Below are 18814 nucleotides of genomic sequence, written 5' to 3'. Positions count from 1 at the left end.
GCTTCAGGCGGCCCGTCCCTGCTGCATGCCGGTGCGCGCAAAGCGCCCGGCCAGGCGGCGGAACGCCACCGAAGCGCCGGCCAGCGGGAATGCGTCGACCACGGCGCGCCCGAGGCGCGCGGCGCGGTGCAGGTACTCGTCCGCCGGTACGGAGCCCATCGAGGTCAGCGTTACCGCCAAGTAACGAGTTGCCGCAGATGACATATTATCGTATACCACCTTCGCCTCGGCTTCGGTGGCGCCCGTGACAAGAATACCGAACGGGCGGCGGCCGAGATGCTGCGACAAACGCTTGATCAGCGCATATGCGTTCGTGATCGACGTGGCGCTCGTCGACACCTGCACGACGATCTCGGACGAGGCCATGATCGGCACGGGGAAGGTGCCATCGTCGGAAAATTCGCCGTCGACCATGATGATGCTGCCGGACGATTGCTGGACCAGAACGTCGAAGGTTTTGGCCAGACGCCGCATCTCATCCGTCGCTCCCGCGTAGGCGGGAGCCCAATTTTGCTGGCGTACCCGGCTGCTCGAAGAAACTTGGGTCCCCGCCTGCGCGGGGACGACGAGTTCATGTGCCATCTTCACCACGGAAAAGCCTTGCGGCACCGGGTGGATCACCTGGTTCAGCGCGCATTCCTGGCGCGCGACCTGCAGCAGGCTCGGGCCACGGTCGACGCCGAGACGCTGGGCCACGCCGTAGTCGCGCGTGCAGGCGTCGACGATCATCACGTCATTGCCGGACTGGGCCAGCGAAGCGCCCAGGTTGACGAGCATGGCGCCCTTGTCGTCGTGGGGCGTCGCGGAGAGGAAGGTCACGATGCGCGGCTTGGGGCCGGCCAGCATCCGGCGCAGGCCCTCCGCCTGGTCGAAGTCGAAACTAGCCAACGTACACCTCGCGCAGCGAACGGTCGTTGTTCAGGTTGCCGAGGCCGCCCATCATCAGCGGCAGGTCGGCGTCGGCGATCTGGGCGGCGGCGTCGCGCCTGGTGCGGAAGGCGCGGTCGACGAGCATCGCGCGGTCGGCCAGGTGCAGGTCTTCCGGCACGCGCTGGCCGTTGGAGATGTAGTGCAGGTTCAGCTTCTGGCGCACGAGCACGTCCAGCACGTTGCCGATCGAGGCGGCTTCGTCCATCTTGGTCATAATGGCGCCAGCGAGGCCCGTGCCCTGGTAGGCGCGCACGACTTCGTTCAGCGTCTCGTTCGTCGACGTCGCGTTCAGGCACAGCAGGCGCTTCACGTCGGCGCCCGACTCCGTCAGCATGGCGACCTGCTCCGTCACCATCTGGTCGCGCTGCGACATGCCGATCGTGTCGATCAGCACGGTGTGCTTGTTGCGCAGTTCCTTCAGGGCGATGCGCAGGTCGGCCTCGTCCTTCACCGAGTGCACCATCACGCCCAGGATCTTGCCGTAGATGCGCAGTTGCTCGTGGCCGCCGATACGGTAGGCGTCCGTCGTGATCAGCGCCAGCTTTTCCGGGCCGTGGCGCATCACGCAGCGGGCCGCCAGCTTGGCGGTCGTCGTCGTCTTGCCGACGCCGGTCGGGCCGACCAGCGCGAACACGCCGCCGCGGTCGAGGATCGCATCCTCGTCGGCCATCGTCGTGATGTTGCGTGCCAGGACCGTCTTGACCCAACGCAGCGATTCGGCGGCATCCTTGCCGGCCGGCAGCTTGTCGACCAGGTAGCGCGACAGGCTCGCCGAGAAGCCGGCGGCCAGCATCTCGCGCAGCACGGCGGCCTTCTGCGGTTCGCGCTGCTGGGTGGTGCCCCACGACAGCTCGGCCAGCTGCGATTCCATCATGCCGCGCATGGCGCGGATCTCGTTCATCATGCCGTGCATTTCGGCGGCGGCGGATTCCTTCGCCTGGGCGATCGCGGCCGACATCATCGCGGTCATCGCGGACATGTCGAAGGCCGGAACGTCCGCCGCTTGCGGGGCGCGGCGGTTGGCGTAGGTCGGTGCCACGGCCGGTGCGGCGGGCTCGTCAAGGTCGTACAGCGAATTCATCGGCTGGCGCGCGGCCGGGGCTTCCTGGAAAGCGCGCGGTGCCGGACGGGCTGCCGGGCGCGGTGCCGGGGCCGGGGCGGGAGCCGGCTCGAAGTCGTCGAACGTCGGTTCCTGGATGCGCAGGTTCGGGCGCGGCGCGGCCATTTCCGATTCCGGTGCCGGGGAAGCCAGCGACGCGACGTCGTCGTTGTCCAGTGCCAGGATTTCGACCACGCCATCGACCGGGCGGTTCGACAGGATGACCGCGTCCGGCCCCAGGGCCTCGCGCACTTTGCGCAGGGCCTCGCGGGAAGTCGCCGCTGTAAATTTCTTCACGTTCATCGTTGTTCTCCGCTCTTGCTGGCTTGGTTCGCTATCCGGTCATGCGGGCACAGTCGCCCATTCACAGTGAGGATTATTGACGATGCCGGTAGGAAACCATCGCGGGAACAGGACGGGGAAAGGCGCTTATTTCATCCACGCGGCGCGGATGGCACACCTGCACCGATCGCCAGAGAAGTTAATTGCCACGTAAATACAATGGTGAGAGAATTGGAACACAGCAACAAGATCATCGGTACGGGCACAATCTCTCATCTATGAGACAATTCTCAAACAGTCAATTGTTCAACTTTTAATATTTGTGGCAATTTTGACATGACAAGCGTAATAGAACAGAACGAATCAGTGTCTTGATCGCAAATTGTGTTCAAATGTAACAACGAATTTTATGGTCGTGCTAGACTGCGTAAACACCGTGTACTTGGCTTACATCGAAAGGCCAACAGATGAAACTGAGAATACCGAAGCGCCAACCCGGCACCCCCGGTGCTGAAGCCGCCCTCGTTCATGTATGCGAGGTGCTGGACCGCTGTATTCCCATCTTCCGTACCGTATTTCTCATTGCAGGGGTGCTCGCCGCGGCCCTGAAGGTCGGGCGAACCGCCGACTTCCTCTTTGCCACGGGTCTGCTCTTCCAGTTTGCGATGTGGTTCAATGACTGGTGGATCAGGACACGGGCTCGCTGACACTGTTCAGGACGTAAAAAAACCGCGGTCTCAATGTGAAACCGCGGTCCTTGTAATTTAGCAGCACCAATTTCTCAGCGCACTTCAATTCCAACGTCGAGGGCCTGCTCCGCCCTGTCACTGCGCCGCACCGTCCAGCGTCCACGCACGAGACGGCCATATACCGCGATATACAACACGACCTGGGCAACCACGATCGCCACGGCCGCCGGGGTCGACTGGCCGAAACAGACGCTGACCGCCACACAAGCCGCCACCGCCGGCGCCATGAAGCACGGCACCATCGCGTTGCGCTTCCAGGGACGAGCGGCGTCACGGCGCACATATTTGAAAACGAGACGGCGGAACACGAGCCCGTGCAGGTGCAATGCATCCGGCGCGCCGGGGCTGACCTTGCGGACGAACTTGCGGCGATAGATGCTGAACAGCACTTCGATGATCGGATAACCGCAAATAGCGAGAATTTGCCAGGCGCTCAGCTCCGGATGACGCACCAGCAGCAGGACCGCCATTTCCGACACCCAGAAACCGAGGAAATACGCCCCGCCATCGCCGAGGAACATTTTCCCGGACGGATAGTTCAGCATCAGGAAGCCCAGCGTGGCGCCCGCGCACAGCGCACCGAGCACGGCAACGAAGCTGTCGCCGACCTGCAGCCCGACGGCGGCCAGGCCGATCGCCATGATGATGATCGTACTGCCCGACAGGCCGTTGAAACCGTCGATGATGTTGATGGCGTTGGAACCGCCTGCCACGAACACTGCGGTGGCAACGATCGCCAGCGGCGCGATCGTCAGCAGCGCATCCAGGCCCCAGATGTCCAGTTCGCCGACAGTGGCGCCCAGTGCAAGACTTGCGACCAGTGCGCTCAGCGCGGTGGCGACAAGCCGCACGCGGACCGACACGCGCTTGGTGAAGTCCTCGATCAGGCCCGCCAGGAAGGCCGGCAGGCTGGCGCCGAGCAGCAGATAGATGCGCGATGCGCGGCCGGTGCTCACCTGGCCCGGAAAGATCTGCTGGAACAGCACGAGGCCGAGCAGGATGCCGCCTATCACGGCCAGGCCGCCGATACGCGGCACGGCGGTGGTATGGACCTTTTGCACGCCGCCCAGGTCGTGGTCGTGCGTCAGGCGTCCATGCCACTTTTGAGAACGGACGATGAGTTGGCTGATGACGAAACTCGCCACCCATGCGGTCAACCCAAGTAATACAAACTGGTATTCCGGCATCTTTTACTTCCTGTACATTCGCAGACTGTCTTTGCAGCGTGTTGGGCAAATGACGATTGAGGGGTACTGACCGATTCGGCTGGGTGAACCGGTCTACTCAGACTGATTTCTTGAGCGCGCTAAGCGTTAGAGCGCAAGGATGTTAGCATAAATCAACTCTACCAATCGACTTTTGGCACTATTGGCGAAGCGATTGTTGCGCTGCGGCCTCGAAAGAATCCCAACAAATTTCCTTACGCCAATCAATTCGCGCCAACGAGGCTCGTGACACGAATTGTCTTGGATTCGGGAATTTCCGAGTGTGACAAGACCTTGAGCTGCGGCAACGCCCGACGCAGGAACCGCGACAACAGCGTCCGCAGCGGCCCCGGCACGAGGAGCACCGGCGTCAGTCCCATCGCCTCTTGTTGCTGCGCAGCATTGGCAGCCTGCTGGACGATCGTGTCCGCCAGGCCAGGCTCGATGCCCGTGCCGTCGCCGCCGGCGTTCAGGGCCTGCACGAGCAGGCGTTCGAGGCGGTTGTCCAGGGTCATCACGGACAGTTCGTTCGTGCCCGGGAACAATTGCTGCACGATGGCGCGGCCCAGCGACACACGCACCAGCGCGGTCAAGTCGTTTGGATCGTTCGTGCTGCCCGCATGCTCGGACAGCGTCTCGATGATCGTGCGCATGTCGCGGATGTGCACGCCTTCCTGCAACAGGTTCTGCAGCACTTTCTGCAACGTCGACAGCGACACGACCTTCGGCACCAGGTCTTCGACCAGTTTCGGTGCATCCTTGGCCAGGTGGTCGAGCAGCGCCTGCACTTCCATGCGGCCCAGCAGTTCCGACGCGTGCGTCGTGATCAGGTGGTTCAGGTGCGTGGCGACGACGGTGCCGGCGTCGACGACGGTATAGCCCATGCTCTGCGCGTCGTCCTTCAGCGCGGCGTCGATCCAGATGGCCGGCAGGCCGAACGCGGGGTCCGTCGTCACGAGGCCCGGCAGGGTGCCGCTCGCCATGCCCGGGTTGATCGCCAGGTACTGGCCGTTCATCGCCTCGCCGCTGCCCACTTCGACGCCCTTCAGCGTGATGCGGTAGGCCGACGGTTTCAGCTCCAGGTTGTCGCGGATGTGCACCGGCGGCGCCAGGAAGCCGACTTCCTGCGCGAACTTCTTGCGGATGCCCTTGATGCGCTTCAGCAGTTCGCCGTTCTGCGCCTTGTCGACGAGCGGAATCAGGCGGTAGCCCACTTCCAGTCCGAGCGTGTCGACCGGCATGACGTCCTGCCAACTCGCCTCTTCCTGCTCCGCGGGCGTGGTGGCCGCGGCGGCGCCTCCGCCGGGCGAGCCTGCCGGGCCCGCACCGCCGCCCGCGCGCTGCAATTCTTCCGGCGGCATGTTCTTGCGGCGCTTTTCCAGCAGATAGGCGCCACCGAACAGCGTGCTGCCCAGCAGCAGGAACACGAGGTTCGGCATGCCCGGGATCAGGCCCATGCCGCCGATGATGCCGCCCGTGATGTACAGCACTTCCGGTTTCGCGAACAGCTGGCTGACGACTTGCGAACCCACGTCCTTGTCGCTGGCCACGCGCGACACGACCATACCGGCCGCGATCGAGATGATCAGCGACGGGATCTGCGCGACGAGGCCGTCACCGATGGCGAGCAGCGTGTAGTTCTTGACGGCGTCGCCAAAGGCCATGTCGTGCTGGACCATGCCGACGATCAGGCCGCCGACGACGTTGATCACGGTGACGAGGATGCCGGCCACGGCGTCGCCGCGCACGTATTTCGACGCACCGTCCATGGCGCCGTAGAACTCGGCTTCCATCGACACTTCGGAGCGGCGGCGCTTGGCATCCTCTTCGCCGATCAGGCCGGCGTTCAGGTCGGCGTCGATCGCCATCTGCTTGCCGGGCATCGCGTCGAGGGCGAAGCGCGCGCCCACCTCGGCGATACGGCCCGCACCCTTGGTCACGACCGTGAAGTTGATAATGGTGAGAATGATGAAGACGACGAGACCGACCGTGTAGTTGCCGCCGATCAGGAAGTGGCCGAATGCCTCGATCACCTTGCCGGCCGCGGCGCCGCCCGTGTGGCCCTCGGTCAGCACGACGCGCGTGGACGCGACGTTCAGCGACAGGCGCAGCATGGTCGTCACGAGCAGCACGGCCGGGAACGCCATGAAATCGAGCGGCTTGACCGTGTACAACGCGGTCAGCAGCACGATCACGGACATCGCGATGTTGAAGCTGAAGAACAGGTCGAGCGCGAATGCCGGCAACGGCAGGATCATCATTACCAGCAGCAGGATGATCAGGATCGGCGCCGCCAGCGCGTTGCTGCGGGCACCGATCTGTTGCAGCCAGGCTGGCAATCTGAAACCGTTCATGCGTACTCCATCATTCAGGGATACGCCATTATTGCTGATGCCCCACGGAAACTATGCGGGAAGGAGACGGGGAATAACCTCGCAATTCGTGGGTGGGCGGCGTTCGCGTCACGCTGGCTTTCGCGTGGGCACGGGGTGACCACCCTAGCGTGCTGGCGTTCGCGTGGGCACGGGGTGCCCACCCTGGGGGCACCATGCCGGCCGTAGGGTGGGCGGTCCTCCGCCCACGCGTGACGCATGCGATGTGCCGGCGTGATCAGTGCGGCGTACCGGCTCCCGCATCGGTACCCGGCTTCTGCGACGCGGGGTTGAACGGGTCCATTTCCGGCGGAACCGGCAGTTTCTTCGGACGGTCCGGATACTGGTCGAGCGTGCCCTTGCTGTAGGCGCGCAGCTGGAAGACGTAGGCCAGCACTTCGGCCACGGCCGAGTACAGCGCTTCCGGGATCTCGTCGTCGATTTCCGTGTGCTTGTACAGCGCACGCGCCAGGGCCGGCGCCTCCAGCAGCGCGACCTTGTTTTCCTTCGCGATCTCGCGGATCTTCGCCGCGACCTCGTCGGTACCCTTGGCCACGACGCGCGGCGCGCCCCGCTGCCCGTCCGCGTACTTGAGCGCGACGGCGAAGTGGGTCGGGTTGGTCACGACCACGTCGGCGGTCGGGACGTTGGACATCATGCGCTTCTGCGCCATCTCGCGCTGCATCTGGCGGATCTTGCCCTTGATCTGCGGGTTGCCGTCCGATTCCTTCGATTCCTGGATCACTTCCTGGCGCGTCATCTTGAGCTTGTCGGCGTAATGCCACATCTGGTACGGACCGTCGAGGATGGCGATGGCGCCCAGCGCGCCGACCATGGTCAGGAATGCCTTGGCGAGGATGCTGCCCAGGTGCGGCGCGGCCGTACCGAACGGTTCGACGACGAGGCCGATCACGGCATCCTTCTGGCTCATCACGACGAACCACCCGACCGCGCCGACGAGCAGCGTCTTGGCGACGGCCTTCAGCAGCTCGACGAGCGCATTGGTCGACACCATGTTGCCCAGGCCGCGCATCGGATTGAGTTTGCCGAAATTGGGCGTGAACGCCTTGGCGCTGAAATTCCAGCCGCCGATCAGCAGGGGCGCCGCCAGCATCATGAGCATGATGGCGCCCGCCAGCGGCAGGCAGGCCAGCAGCACGCGAACCACGTCGGCGAGAATGCGTTCGACCAGCACGTTCGGGTTGTAGATCTGCTCGCGGTCGAGCGACAGCCCGCGCTCCAGCACGGACGACAGCGTGTTGACGAGCCCGCCGCCCAGCATCCACATGCCGGCGCCGGCCGTCATCAAAACGGTAAAAGTCGCAACTTCGCGCGAACGGGGAATGTCGCCGTCTTCGCGCGCCTGCCTCAGCCGCTTCTCTGACGCTGGTTCGGTCCGTTCCGCGTCGCTGTCTTCCGCCATCCCGCACTCCGTTACTTTGGTTCAGGCTGGCATTATTCCAGATGTTGCCGCAGACCTAGAGAAAAAGAAGGACGGCAAACAGCCTGCATATCGTGTTTACGATGTGCATTCTTCTACGGGCATACCAATGTGAACACACAACACACTCGGTAAAAGTGATAGGAATGTGTTCCACTATCTGTCAAAATTGCAAATTGCTTATGTCGAAAAAAGATGACATTTTCGGCTGAGCTAGCCATAAAACCGGCATTTGATGAATCAAAGCAATGTTGGCTTGCTATATAATGAGTCAAGCAACATTGCCATGCGCAGGTGCCCCGTTAATCGAACAAAGGATACGAAATGAAGAAATTTCTCGTCACGACCGCCATTCTGAGCCTGCTGTCGGCCCAGGTCCTGGCTCAAGAAGCCGCAACCGCCAACGCGGGTAACACTGCCGCTACCGGCCAGACTGGCACCGCCTCGGGCTCCGCCGCAGGCACCGGCTCCGCTGCCGGTACCGCGGGCACCGCCGCAACGGGTACGGGCTTCATGGGCACGACCGCGATCGCTGGTCTGTCGGTCGGCACCGTGGCCGCGATTGGCGCCGCTGTCGCCGCCGTGGCCGTCGCTTCGTCGGACAACGGTTCGACCACGAACCACTCGACCACGACGCACCACTGATCCACGCCGGAACAGCGTAATGCCGTTCAGTTCAGAAGAACCCGTAGGGTGGGCACCCCGTGCCCACGCGTGACGTACGAGTCGTGACGTACGAGTCGCGTTGATGTTATGCGTGGGCGGAGGCCGCCCACCCTACGATCTGGAACGCGTGCGCGTTCCGGTTTGGGCACTGCAAGGAAAACGGCCGCAACAGCGGCCGTTTTCTTTGGCAGGTACTGCCCCGCGCTCAGTCGAACACTTCGGCTTGCGCGAGCAGTTTCCCGGCCTGGTCCTTGGCCGCCAGCTGCGGCACGAAATCGATGGGCCAGCCGATGCCGATGGCCGGATCGTTCCACGACAGGCTGCGCTCATGCTCCGGATACCAGTAATCCGTCGTCTTGTACAGGAATTCGGCGGATTCGCTCAGGACGACGAAACCGTGCGCGAAGCCCGGCGGCACCCACAGCTGGCGATGATTGTCCCCGCTCAGCTCCACGCCCACCCAGCGGCCGAAAGTCGGTGACGACTTGCGCAGATCGACCGCGACATCGAACACGCTGCCCCGCACCACCCGCACCAGCTTGCCCTGGGCATGCTGGATCTGGTAATGCAATCCGCGTAATACACCCTTGGCCGACTTGCTATGGTTGTCCTGCACGAACTGGGCGTCGACGCCGGTGGCCTGGGCAAAGTCGCGCGCATTGAAGCTTTCGTAAAAGAAGCCGCGCGCGTCGCCGAAGACTTTCGGCTCCAGCATCAGGACGTCTGGAATGGCGGTCGGGGTAACGGTATATGGCATGGGCGGACTATTTCAACAGGTTCAAAAGATAATTGCCGTAGCCGTTCTTGGCCAGCGGTGCGGCGAGCTTCTGCAGCGCGGCGGCGTCGATCCAGCCCTGGCGGTAGGCGATCTCTTCCGGGCACGCCACCTGCAGGCCCTGCCGCTTCTGCAAGGTCGCGATGAAGCTGGCCGCCTCCAGCAGGCTGTCGTGCGTGCCGGTGTCGAGCCAGGCAAAGCCGCGGCCCATGATCTCGACGTTCAGCTTGTCGCGCTCGAGGTAGCAGCGGTTGACGTCGGTGATCTCCAGCTCGCCGCGCGCCGACGGCTTGATGTCGGCCGCCACGTTACACACGTCGTTGTCGTAGAAGTACAGGCCGGTCACGGCATACGACGATTTCGGCGCCTTCGGCTTTTCCTCGATGCTCAGGGCACGGTGGTCCGCATCGAACTCGACCACGCCGTAGCGCTCGGGATCCTGCACGTGGTAGGCGAACACGGTGGCGCTGTCGGTGCGCTCGTTGGCGCTGTGCAGTTGTTTTACAAGGTCGTGACCGTAAAAGATGTTGTCGCCCAGGACGAGCGCGCTCGGGTCGTTGCCCACGAAATCCTTGCCGATGATGAAGGCCTGGGCCAGGCCGTCCGGCGACGGCTGGACGGCATACTGGATGCTCATGCCCCAGCGGCTGCCGTCGCCAAGCAGGTCGGCAAAACGGGGCGTGTCCTGGGGCGTGCTGATAACGAGCACCTCGCGGATGCCGGTCAGCATCAAGGTGCTGAGCGGGTAGTAGATCATCGGCTTGTCGTAGACCGGCATCAGCTGCTTGCTGACGGCCTGGGTCACCGGATACAGCCGAGTGCCGGAACCGCCGGCCAGGATGATGCCTTTACGCTTGATTTGGGACATGGCTGCCTCTTACAGGATTTGCCGGAGCACGTGGCGCACGCCTTCCTGCCACGGCGGCAGGCGCAGGTCGAACGTCGTGCGGAAGCGGCTCGTATCGAGCCGCGAATTGAGGGGGCGTCTGGCCGGCGTCGGATACTGCTCGGTGGCCAGCGGCGCCACGGCATCCACACTGGTTTTGAGATTTTTTCCGGCCGCCAGCGCCTCGCCGATCACGAATTGCGCATAGCCGTGCCAGCTCGTCTCGCCACCCGCCGCGACGTGATACGTGCCATAGGGGAAGCCGGTGCCGCGCGTGCGCGCATGCTCGCGCACGAGGTGGGCGCTGAGGTCGGCCAGCAGCGCGGCCGGCGTCGGGGCGCCGAACTGGTCGGCGACGACGGTGAGCTTGTCGCGCTCGCCCGCCAGGCGCAGCATCGTCTTGGCGAAATTGCCGCCGTGCGCGCCTACGACCCAGCTCGTGCGCAGGATCAGGTGGCGCGGATTGGCGGCCGCCAGGCCTTGTTCGCCCTCCAGCTTCGTGCGGCCGTAGACGCTCTGCGGCGCCGGCGCATCGTTTTCCGTATAGGCGCCCTGCTTCGTGCCGTCGAACACGTAGTCCGTCGAATAATGCAGCACGAGCGCGCCCAGCTTCGCGCCCTCCTCGCCCAGGATGGCCGGGGCGACGGCGTTGACGGCACGGGCCGCCGCTTCGTCGGACTCGGCCTTGTCGACGGCCGTGTACGCCGCCGGATTGACGATCACGTCCGGCGCGACGCGGCGCACCAGCGCGCGCAGCGCGTCGGCGTCGGCCAGGTTGCAATCCTGCGTGCCGACGGCGATGACTTCGCCGAGCGGCGCCAGCGCGCGCTGCAGTTCGAAGCCGAGCTGGCCGTTCTTGCCGGTCAGGAGAATCTTCATTCAAGCACCGTATTGTTGGCCGACCCAGGCGCGGTAGCTGCCGCTCGTCACGTGCTGCACCCATTCCTGGTTGTCGAGGTACCACTGCACCGTCTTGCGGATGCCCGTCTCGAACGTCTCGGCCGGCTTCCAGCCCAGCTCGCGCTCGAGCCTGGTTGCATCGATCGCGTAGCGGCGGTCATGGCCGGGGCGGTCGGTAACGAAGGTGATCTGGGTCGCGTACGACTGGCCGTCCGCGCGCGGGCTCAGTTCGTCGAGGATCGCGCACAGCGTCTTGACGACGTCGAGGTTGGCCTTCTCGTTCCAGCCGCCGACGTTGTAGACCTCGCCCAGCTGGCCCCCTTCGAGCACGCGGCGGATGGCCGAGCAGTGATCCTTCACGTACAGCCAGTCGCGGATCTGCTGGCCGTCGCCGTAGATCGGCAGCGGCTTGCCGGCCAGTGCATTGTGGATGCACAGCGGGATCAGCTTTTCCGGGAAGTGGTAAGGACCATAGTTGTTCGAGCAATTGGTGGTCAGCACCGGCAGGCCATACGTGTGGTGATACGCGCGCACGAGGTGGTCGCTGGCCGCCTTGCTGGCGGAATACGGGCTGTTCGGTTCGTAACGGTTCGTCTCGCGGAACGCGGGGTCGTCCTTGCCGAGCGAGCCGTAGACTTCGTCGGTCGACACGTGCAGGAAGCGGAACGCGGCCTTGCGGTCGTCCGGCAGCGCGCTCCAGTATTCGCGCACGGCTTCGAGCAGGTGGAACGTGCCGACGATGTTCGTCTGGATGAATTCGCCCGGGCCGTGGATGCTGCGGTCCACGTGGCTCTCGGCCGCGAAATTCACGACGGCGCGCGGCTGGTGTTCCTGCAGCAGGCGCCGCACGAGGTCCACGTCGCCGATGTCGCCCTGCACGAAGATGTGCCTGGGGTTGTCGCGCAGGCTGGCCAGGTTCTCGAGGTTGCCGGCATACGTCAGCTTGTCGAGGTTGATGACCGGCTCGTCGGTCAAGCCGCACCAGTCCAGCACGAAATTACTGCCGATGAAGCCGGCGCCGCCTGTCGTCAAAATCATATAGTCACTCCCCGGTTGACAGATCCGCACGGGCCGGTCGAGCGCCAGGTTGGCCGGCCCGGATATCCGGTGCCACCGCGCGATCAAAGATTACATTTTATCAATAAGTCCCGAACCACGCCACGCTAACGGAATTCGTGCCTGGCGTCACGGCGAAGCTCGAACGCACATTGTCGCGCTGCGCCTGCCACAGCCAGCCGCCCACGGCCATGCCGAGGACGCCGCCGGCCACGACGTCGGAGACCCAGTGCTGGCGTCCCGCCGTGCGGCCCAGCGAGCCGGCGGCGGCCAGGCCGTACAGCCACGGGGCATCGTATTCCTGGGCGAACGGCGTCACTGCCGCGAACGCCACGCTGGCGTGATTGGACGGGAACGACGCATTCGACTTGTCCGCGGCCTTGCCCCACTGTCCCTTCCCGTCGATCGGCCGGGCACGCCCGGCGAGATGCTTCGCCCCGATCGACAGGGCCGCGGCCCCGACGACCGATTCGAGCGAGATGATACCAATGTTCTGCATGCGCGCATCGCCAAACGCGACGGCCCCGGCCGCGGCGCCTGCCAGGACGACCGGCGTCGCCTTGCCAATATTGTTCCAGGCCCGCGCGACGCTGGAGCCCTGGTGCTTCTTCATGAAACGATCGACCGGCTTGTCGAGCAGTGCGCTGGCCAGGATCGCGCCGCCGCCGATGATGGCGCCGTTGCCCCATTGCGGCAGCGTCGGCGTCGACTTGACGGATTGTTCCACGCGCATGCGGAACAGCGGCCACGGGTTCGGCATGGCGTCCACGGGCGGATTCACGGCCGGGAGGTTCTGTTCGTCGCGCCGCTCGGCGAAGTTGCCGAGACCGTCGAACGTGTTCATGTCGCGGCGCGGCTGCTCGACGAGGTCGTACAGGTCGCCCGGGCTCGCCACCATCTGGCCGACGTCGCGCGTCCATGGCGACAGGGCCACGCCTGCGGTGGTCTGCGTGTCGGACAGCAGCATGATGTTCAGCGGCACCGACAGGAAGATACCCTTGTCGTTGTACGGGTTCGACGGCGAGCCCGGGTTCGTGATGTCCTTGCCGCTCGTCTTCGTGTACCAGGCGCCGATTTCCACACCGGACGGGAAGCGCCGCTTGAACTCCATGCGCACGCCGTTGTCCTTGGCGAGGAAGCGGCCGGCGCGGGCCGTCGCGGTGACGTCGTACGGCAACTTGTAATGCAGGGACGCGAAGCCGCTGACGGTCTGGTAGTCGCGCTTGTCGAACCACCCTTTCACGCCGCGCTGCTGCAGGGCGTCGACGTTCACGTCGGCGGCCCAGCGGCTGTCCTTCGGCAGGTACAACACCTGGCCGCCGATGCCGCGGAACATCTCTTCGTACAGACCGCCGGAGACGCGCGCGTACACCCGTTCGGACGGCATCATGTACTTGTTGAGCATCAACCGGTTCAGCTTGAAACGACCGCCGCGCTTGTAGTCGGCGATGTCCGAGCGCACGTGGGGCAGCAGGCTGTTGGACGCCTGCGTGACGCCCGACACGGTCTCGTACACCGTGAGCTTGAAATCGCTGTTCAGGAACAGGCCCGGGGCCAGGCGACGGTCATAGGTACCTGCAGCCCACAGTTCGTAGCGCAAGGCGCCGCTCGGGTCGTTGAAGAACATCGACACCTTGGGATACACCTTGAAGCGGTTCGCCTCGCGGTCTTCCGATGCCAGCTGGACTGTGTTGCCGTCCTGACCGACCTGGACCTGCAAGGCGCCCTCGTTCGCGACGGCAGCCAGCATGCCGTGCTGGTCCTCTCCGATCTGATCGCTCGGCTGGGCATAACGCACGATGACGGTCTGCAGGAAGGCCTCGCGATTCGACAACCCGGTCAAATAGTCCGTCAGACTCTGCAGATCGGTAAATTCATACGTCGCGATGGGCTGTTCCAGTTTCGTGTACGCGATTTGCATCCGGCGCGTGCCTTGCGGCGCAAAGGCAAGCGCGGTACGCGCCGCACGGCCGACCGCGCGGCCGAGATTGGAGATGCGACTGTTCGTCAACGACAGCTTCAGCGTGCCGTCTTCGAACGTGACGCGGACGTTCTTGAAATCCTGCTTGATCAGCGCCTGCACGAGCGCCGCGCCATGGCTGGGCTGCTGCTGCCATTCCTCGCCCGTGACGCGCGGCGGCGCCTGCTTCGGGTCGAACGGGGCAGGTTCGTACAGCTTGGGGACGAATTCGCGTTCGCCGAACGGGATGCTGAGATAGGCGTTGGCACTGAAATGGTCGCGATGCCGGGCGACCTGGGCGCCGAGCCAGCCCCAGCGGTATTCGAGGCCGACGGCGGGGCCTTTTTCGCGTTTGCCTGCAGCAGTGCGGGACGCCTGAAAGTCCTTCTTGTAGTCGTTGGCATCGTACTCGGCCACGACGGCCCAACCGGGCGCAGCCAGGGGCGCCCAACGTATACCCGCAAATACCCCGTCAGGGCGGCGATGTCCGTAGCCGATGCTGGCTTCAACATTCTTGGCGCTGCCGAAAACTTTGCTGGCTACGACATACTGCCCCTTGAACAACTCGGTGCCCAGCAGATCAGTGGCACCGACGGCCACTTCCGGGAGCCAGCCCGAATCGCTCAGTATCCGCAGTTTGGCGTCAACGACCTTATCCTTGTAGCGACCATAACCACTGCCATATTGATCACGCACGCTCGAAAAGCCGGGAATGCCGGTAATCGATACATAACGCCCAGTCACTTGCAGGAAAGGCAGCACGGTCGAACTGATCCAGAAGCTACCGTAGGGCTGGTCGTAACCGTAGCCGGTCGTAACCGTACCATCCGACTCAACCCAAGCACTTGGCATGTTCACATAACCGGACTGACCTTGGACGCCTGGCGTCGAAGCGAATGCGCTGGCACCCAGCATCAACCATCCATACCAAGAGTACTTCAACGTTAATTTGATTTGTTTTGACACTTAGGAATTGACTGACATTCGATAGTTAATGCGTGGAAATATACCGGGCGAAATGGAGCCGGCGCAAGCAATGCTTGTGCCGGAACAGGGTGCGAGCGCTGATGCCAAAGTATCCAATAACCCCTCAGTGTTCAAATTCCCATTGCCTCTAGGATCTCAGCATTGATCTTATGCACGTCGAACGTCTGCTCCGCCTTGCGCCTGCTGGCCCGGCCCATCGGTGCGACTAGATGGGGCGATCGAATAAAGGTGAGCATCGCCTCGGCCAGGGCCGCGGGGTCGCGCACCGGTACTTTAAAGCCGTTGACTCCATCTTCGACAGTTTCGCGGCAGCCCGGCACGTCGGTCGTGATGACAGGCTTGCCCATGGCCATGACTTCCTGAGTGCTACGAGGCAAACCCTCCCGATACGAGGGCAGGACGAACACACTAGCCTGGGCGATCCAGGGCTTGACATCATGGACATGGCCCGGCCATTCGATCAATTCTTCGTCGACCCAGGCGCGCACCTCTTCCTGGCTGATGGAGCCGGGATTCAGATCGACGCTTCCCAGCAGTGTAAAGCGAACGCGCGGGTACTGGCGGCGCACGATCCGGGCCGCCTCAATGTAGTCGTAGACGCCTTTTTCCTTCAAGAGCCGTGCAATCAGGATGAACGATACCGTTTCCGCAGAGGTTTCCTCGACGATAAATTGGTCGAGGTCGACGCCGATGCCGTTCAGCAGGCGTACCTTGCCCGGGTCCACCATTCCCAGTTCGACAAACATCTTGCGGTCGTCGGGATTGAGCATGAAGACCCGTTGCGTCTGCTTCAGCGCCACCTTATACAGCTGGACGACCAGCGTCCTTAACACACGCCGTCGTAAGCCGAAGCGCTCGCCTTCGGTGAACACGTAGCCCACGCCTTCGATCATCGCAACCCTGCGCGGGATGCCGGCGAGGCAAGCCGCCAAGGTTCCGTAAATGACCGGCTTGATGAAATAGCTGAAGGAGGCATCGAGCTCCAACTCGCGCAGCTGGCGCGCGAGCTTCAGCAGGTCGGCAAAATCACGGAACGGATTCATTCCCGCACGCGCCAGCGAATAATCGACCGGCGTCGCACCCAGCGCGCGGACGGCCTCGCGCGTCCGTTCATCGTAATCTGGAGCGAACGCATATACGGTCATACCACGTTTGCTCATCGCCTTAATTAACGGACCACGAAAGTTAATTAATGAGAACACAGTATTGGCAATAACGCCAATCCGGTACCTAATAGTTTGATTCTCGCTTCTCATTTGCCCGGCACCTTGCTTGATAATTACCACAATTACACAACCTATCGCAGTGTTTTTGTCTAGGGCAACTATTCTACGCGCGCCTCGCTTGCTTGGGCAGGTGCATCGAGGATGATTGTCGCAAAATAGTCGATATATTCGGGCGATGAGAATCGCTTGATAGCCTCGGCACGGATCGTTTTCTGAAAATCGGCGTCCCAAATCACTTTTGCTACATACTTTGATATCAGTTCTGCCAGTTCGGCAGCATCAAGTTCTGCATTGCAATATTCGAGCCCCGGCAGTCCGGTACCGAATTCACGGGAATCGCCAGTATTGCGGACGATGACGGCACAACCAGCCAACAATGCTTCAGGCACGACGCGAGATGGAAAATTCGTCACTTCTTGGAGTGACAACACGAGCACGGACTCAGCCAGGAGTGGCGTAGCTTCCTGATATCCCGCAAATTCGACCGGGATACCAGATTCACGTAGTCGTACCACGTTTTGCGCAACCATCGTTTCCAGTGCCCCATATCCTGCGATCTTGAATCGGCACACGGTCCCGAAGCGCGTCTGCAATTGTTGCCACAATTCAGGGAGCACGCGTAGCAAGTCTTCCACACCCTTGCCGGGCACGAGGCGTCCGAGGAACGCTATCTGGGGAAGCTTGGCCGATGCACCATATGCTGGAGGTACCAGATAGGTGCCGCCGGGCGTCAGTCGAATCCGGTCGTGCAACCACGGCTTAAGGGTCGCCTTGAAAACTGCAGGACTCAGCACATCAATACGCTCGACGAAAGCGAACGAAAGCCTATGCCACACGTCCGCTTGTTTCCGCGAAAAGATCGTCGGAACCGTCGTACAATCCACTACGGACATCGAAATCTTGTCGCCACGCAAAAAATGGAGCGGCCACAGGCAATTCAAAGGGTAATGGAAGTGCGATCCTTTTGGAATTGTTCGCAACACGCGGCGAAAACTCCGGATAAACCCGAGCCGGCTCCAGCCTGCGAGCGGCACCGGAATCATTGAGGGAAAAATATCGCTGCGTTCAGGATAATCCGCCTGTAGCTTTTTGATCAGGCCTGATGGCGCAACGAACCGGATTGAATGCTTGCTGCGCACCAGTGCGGTGAAGATGTCGAAGAAGCGCTTTTCCGCTCCCCCATAGGAAGGCGAAACGATGACTATATGACCGAGTTTTCTCATGTTTTCAGGCCGTCGTTCGGTTCGGCCTTTGGCGAGACGGTCCGGTATTGAACGAGTGCAAAGAGATAAAAGAAATAAACGAACGAAAAATAACGCCAGTGCATGATATCACTCCACATCATGGGCAAAGGCGCAATCGCTCCGATAACGATGTACCTGAACAGCGGCGAGCTCCGAAAACGCCGGCTTGGGACAAGGAGAGCGATGCGGAACATCACGAACATAGTGATGAGCGACACGCATGCCTCCATTGTGTTGCTTTTACGCGTCGGATCGATGAACCAGCTGTACAGTCGTTGCGGCAGCAAGAACAAATACTTGATCGGGTAGGCAATGAAATACGCGCCATGATCGATCATCGCGGTAAATATGACGCCGGTCAGTCCGGCCACATCAAGCACCTCGTCCTTCGAATACGAAGGAATCAACGATTTTACGATCGGCCCCAGGAACGAAATAGCCAGTGCGGCACCAATGACGACCCAATAGCGCACGGGCTTCGCGCGGGGAACGGCGACAATCACGAAGAGGATACTCAACAGCATATAGTAGCGCGCTATTCCTCCAAGCAATAATGCCAGGAACAGATGCCGCCTTTTCCCTGCCGAGTAATAAACACACAGCATGATTGCAGAACTCATGGCGTACACTTCCTTGTTCAAGGCAAGGAATCCGAACAGGAAATAAGGGAACAGCAGTGTCCCGATGACGAACCTGATGCGACTACGGAAATCCGGCAGGCAATCAACTGCGGTCCACAACGTGCAGGCCATTACCGTTAGGTTGACGAGTTGTACAATCCACAGGTTGCCTTCCGCCAGCTTCAGCATGAGGATCGGCGAACCGACCATGAACAAGGTCGGACTGTCCAGGAGCTCGACGTCCGCATAAAGCATGTCGTACAGACGGAAATACTCCCCGCCATCGGACGAGAAATAATAGATGAGTCCGTTCGTATGCGCGGCGAACAACGCATCACTGGTGGCCCACAGGATGAACGCCAGCAGGATGAAGGCGGTACCGAGGACAAGGTGGCTGATCCTGACGCTACCCATAA

The 18814-nt window shown here is 62.3% G+C and carries 15 protein-coding genes; 2 read left to right on the top strand and 13 right to left on the bottom strand.

Translation table 11 applies throughout. The features are described from left to right. Positions 1–3: 3 nt before the first annotated feature. Together ACEN98_RS07990 and flhF are read right to left on the bottom strand one after the other, a co-directional pair. On the bottom strand, positions 4–888 hold the full coding sequence (locus ACEN98_RS07990) for a MinD/ParA family protein (RefSeq protein ID WP_413383267.1): 885 nt from the start codon (positions 886–888) through the stop codon (positions 4–6). Next, positions 881–2332, bottom strand: a complete 1452-nt coding sequence (flhF, locus tag ACEN98_RS07985; RefSeq protein WP_413383265.1) for a flagellar biosynthesis protein FlhF — start codon at positions 2330–2332, stop codon at positions 881–883. The genes ACEN98_RS07990 and flhF overlap by 8 nt, the downstream gene beginning before the upstream one ends. A 446-nt stretch (positions 2333–2778) precedes the next feature. Here flhF and ACEN98_RS07980 point away from each other — a divergent pair, with 446 nt between their 5' ends. Next, positions 2779–3018 (top strand): hypothetical protein, encoded by a 240-nt coding sequence (locus ACEN98_RS07980; RefSeq protein WP_413383263.1) that lies wholly within the window; start codon positions 2779–2781, stop codon positions 3016–3018. A gap of 74 nt (positions 3019–3092) precedes the next feature. On the opposite strand, the gene ACEN98_RS07975 is transcribed toward ACEN98_RS07980, so the two are convergent. From ACEN98_RS07975 to flhB, 3 genes are all read right to left on the bottom strand, one after another. After that, positions 3093–4247 (bottom strand): MraY family glycosyltransferase, encoded by a 1155-nt coding sequence (locus ACEN98_RS07975; RefSeq protein ID WP_413383261.1) that lies wholly within the window; start codon positions 4245–4247, stop codon positions 3093–3095. A 242-nt stretch (positions 4248–4489) separates the two neighbouring features. Further along, on the bottom strand, positions 4490–6619 hold the full coding sequence (flhA, locus tag ACEN98_RS07970; protein ID WP_413383259.1) for a flagellar biosynthesis protein FlhA: 2130 nt from the start codon (positions 6617–6619) through the stop codon (positions 4490–4492). Between the two features lie 256 nt (positions 6620–6875). Next, positions 6876–8060, bottom strand: a complete 1185-nt coding sequence (gene flhB / locus ACEN98_RS07965; protein ID WP_413383257.1) for a flagellar biosynthesis protein FlhB — start codon at positions 8058–8060, stop codon at positions 6876–6878. A 342-nt stretch (positions 8061–8402) separates the two neighbouring features. On the opposite strand from flhB, the gene ACEN98_RS07960 reads away from it, so the two are divergent. After that, positions 8403–8723 carry a hypothetical protein gene (locus ACEN98_RS07960; RefSeq protein WP_413383255.1) on the top strand — a complete coding sequence of 107 codons (321 nt, stop codon included), beginning with the start codon at positions 8403–8405 and terminating at the stop codon, positions 8721–8723. Between the two features lie 226 nt (positions 8724–8949). Here the strand turns inward: ACEN98_RS07960 and rfbC are convergent, their stop codons facing one another. From rfbC to ACEN98_RS07920, 8 genes are all read right to left on the bottom strand, one after another. After that, positions 8950–9501, bottom strand: coding sequence for a dTDP-4-dehydrorhamnose 3,5-epimerase (gene rfbC, locus ACEN98_RS07955; RefSeq protein WP_056328472.1), 552 nt, complete (start codon positions 9499–9501; stop codon positions 8950–8952). A gap of 7 nt (positions 9502–9508) precedes the next feature. Then, positions 9509–10378 carry a glucose-1-phosphate thymidylyltransferase RfbA gene (gene rfbA / locus ACEN98_RS07950; protein ID WP_413385962.1) on the bottom strand — a complete coding sequence of 290 codons (870 nt, stop codon included), beginning with the start codon at positions 10376–10378 and terminating at the stop codon, positions 9509–9511. 18 nt (positions 10379–10396) lie between these two features. Continuing rightward, entirely contained in the window at positions 10397–11284 is an 888-nt protein-coding gene (rfbD, locus tag ACEN98_RS07945) for a dTDP-4-dehydrorhamnose reductase (RefSeq protein ID WP_413383253.1), read from the bottom strand. Next, positions 11285–12343, bottom strand: a complete 1059-nt coding sequence (rfbB, locus tag ACEN98_RS07940; RefSeq protein WP_413383251.1) for a dTDP-glucose 4,6-dehydratase — start codon at positions 12341–12343, stop codon at positions 11285–11287. A gap of 100 nt (positions 12344–12443) precedes the next feature. After that, on the bottom strand, positions 12444–15236 hold the full coding sequence (locus ACEN98_RS07935) for a YjbH domain-containing protein (protein WP_413383249.1): 2793 nt from the start codon (positions 15234–15236) through the stop codon (positions 12444–12446). A 182-nt stretch (positions 15237–15418) separates the two neighbouring features. Continuing rightward, on the bottom strand, positions 15419–16564 hold the full coding sequence (locus ACEN98_RS07930; RefSeq protein WP_413383247.1) for a glycosyltransferase family 4 protein: 1146 nt from the start codon (positions 16562–16564) through the stop codon (positions 15419–15421). A 68-nt stretch (positions 16565–16632) separates the two neighbouring features. Further along, positions 16633–17757: a glycosyltransferase gene (locus tag ACEN98_RS07925; protein WP_413383245.1), complete on the bottom strand. Its 1125-nt coding sequence runs from the start codon at positions 17755–17757 to the stop codon at positions 16633–16635. Continuing rightward, a complete protein-coding gene (locus ACEN98_RS07920) occupies positions 17754–18812 on the bottom strand; it encodes a hypothetical protein (protein WP_413383243.1) in 1059 nt (352 codons plus the stop codon). The genes ACEN98_RS07925 and ACEN98_RS07920 overlap by 4 nt, the downstream gene beginning before the upstream one ends. Positions 18813–18814: the final 2 nt, after the last annotated feature.

It is taken from the genome of Massilia sp. CT11-137, assembly GCF_047302885.1.
Taxonomy (GTDB): Bacteria; Pseudomonadota; Gammaproteobacteria; order Burkholderiales; family Burkholderiaceae_D; genus Telluria; species Telluria orientalis.
Note: the sequence above shows the minus strand (reverse complement) of the source record. Positions and strands in the feature narration are given on the sequence as shown.

Bases quoted from the DNA above. Each gene is read 5' to 3' on its own strand.
- ACEN98_RS07980 (WP_413383263.1), top strand. From the start codon at position 2,779: ATGAAACTGAGAATACCGAAGCGCCAACCCGGCACCCCCGGTGCTGAA.
- ACEN98_RS07920 (WP_413383243.1), bottom strand. From the start codon at position 18,812: ATGGGTAGCGTCAGGATCAGCCACCTTGTCCTCGGTACCGCCTTCATC.
- rfbD (WP_413383253.1), bottom strand. From the start codon at position 11,284: ATGAAGATTCTCCTGACCGGCAAGAACGGCCAGCTCGGCTTCGAACTG.
- rfbC (WP_056328472.1), bottom strand. From the start codon at position 9,501: ATGCCATATACCGTTACCCCGACCGCCATTCCAGACGTCCTGATGCTG.
- ACEN98_RS07960 (WP_413383255.1), top strand. From the start codon at position 8,403: ATGAAGAAATTTCTCGTCACGACCGCCATTCTGAGCCTGCTGTCGGCC.
- flhB (WP_413383257.1), bottom strand. From the start codon at position 8,060: ATGGCGGAAGACAGCGACGCGGAACGGACCGAACCAGCGTCAGAGAAG.
- rfbB (WP_413383251.1), bottom strand. From the start codon at position 12,343: ATGATTTTGACGACAGGCGGCGCCGGCTTCATCGGCAGTAATTTCGTG.
- ACEN98_RS07935 (WP_413383249.1), bottom strand. From the start codon at position 15,236: ATGCTGGGTGCCAGCGCATTCGCTTCGACGCCAGGCGTCCAAGGTCAG.
- flhF (WP_413383265.1), bottom strand. From the start codon at position 2,332: ATGAACGTGAAGAAATTTACAGCGGCGACTTCCCGCGAGGCCCTGCGC.
- ACEN98_RS07925 (WP_413383245.1), bottom strand. From the start codon at position 17,757: ATGAGAAAACTCGGTCATATAGTCATCGTTTCGCCTTCCTATGGGGGA.
- ACEN98_RS07975 (WP_413383261.1), bottom strand. From the start codon at position 4,247: ATGCCGGAATACCAGTTTGTATTACTTGGGTTGACCGCATGGGTGGCG.
- ACEN98_RS07930 (WP_413383247.1), bottom strand. From the start codon at position 16,564: ATGAGAAGCGAGAATCAAACTATTAGGTACCGGATTGGCGTTATTGCC.
- flhA (WP_413383259.1), bottom strand. From the start codon at position 6,619: ATGAACGGTTTCAGATTGCCAGCCTGGCTGCAACAGATCGGTGCCCGC.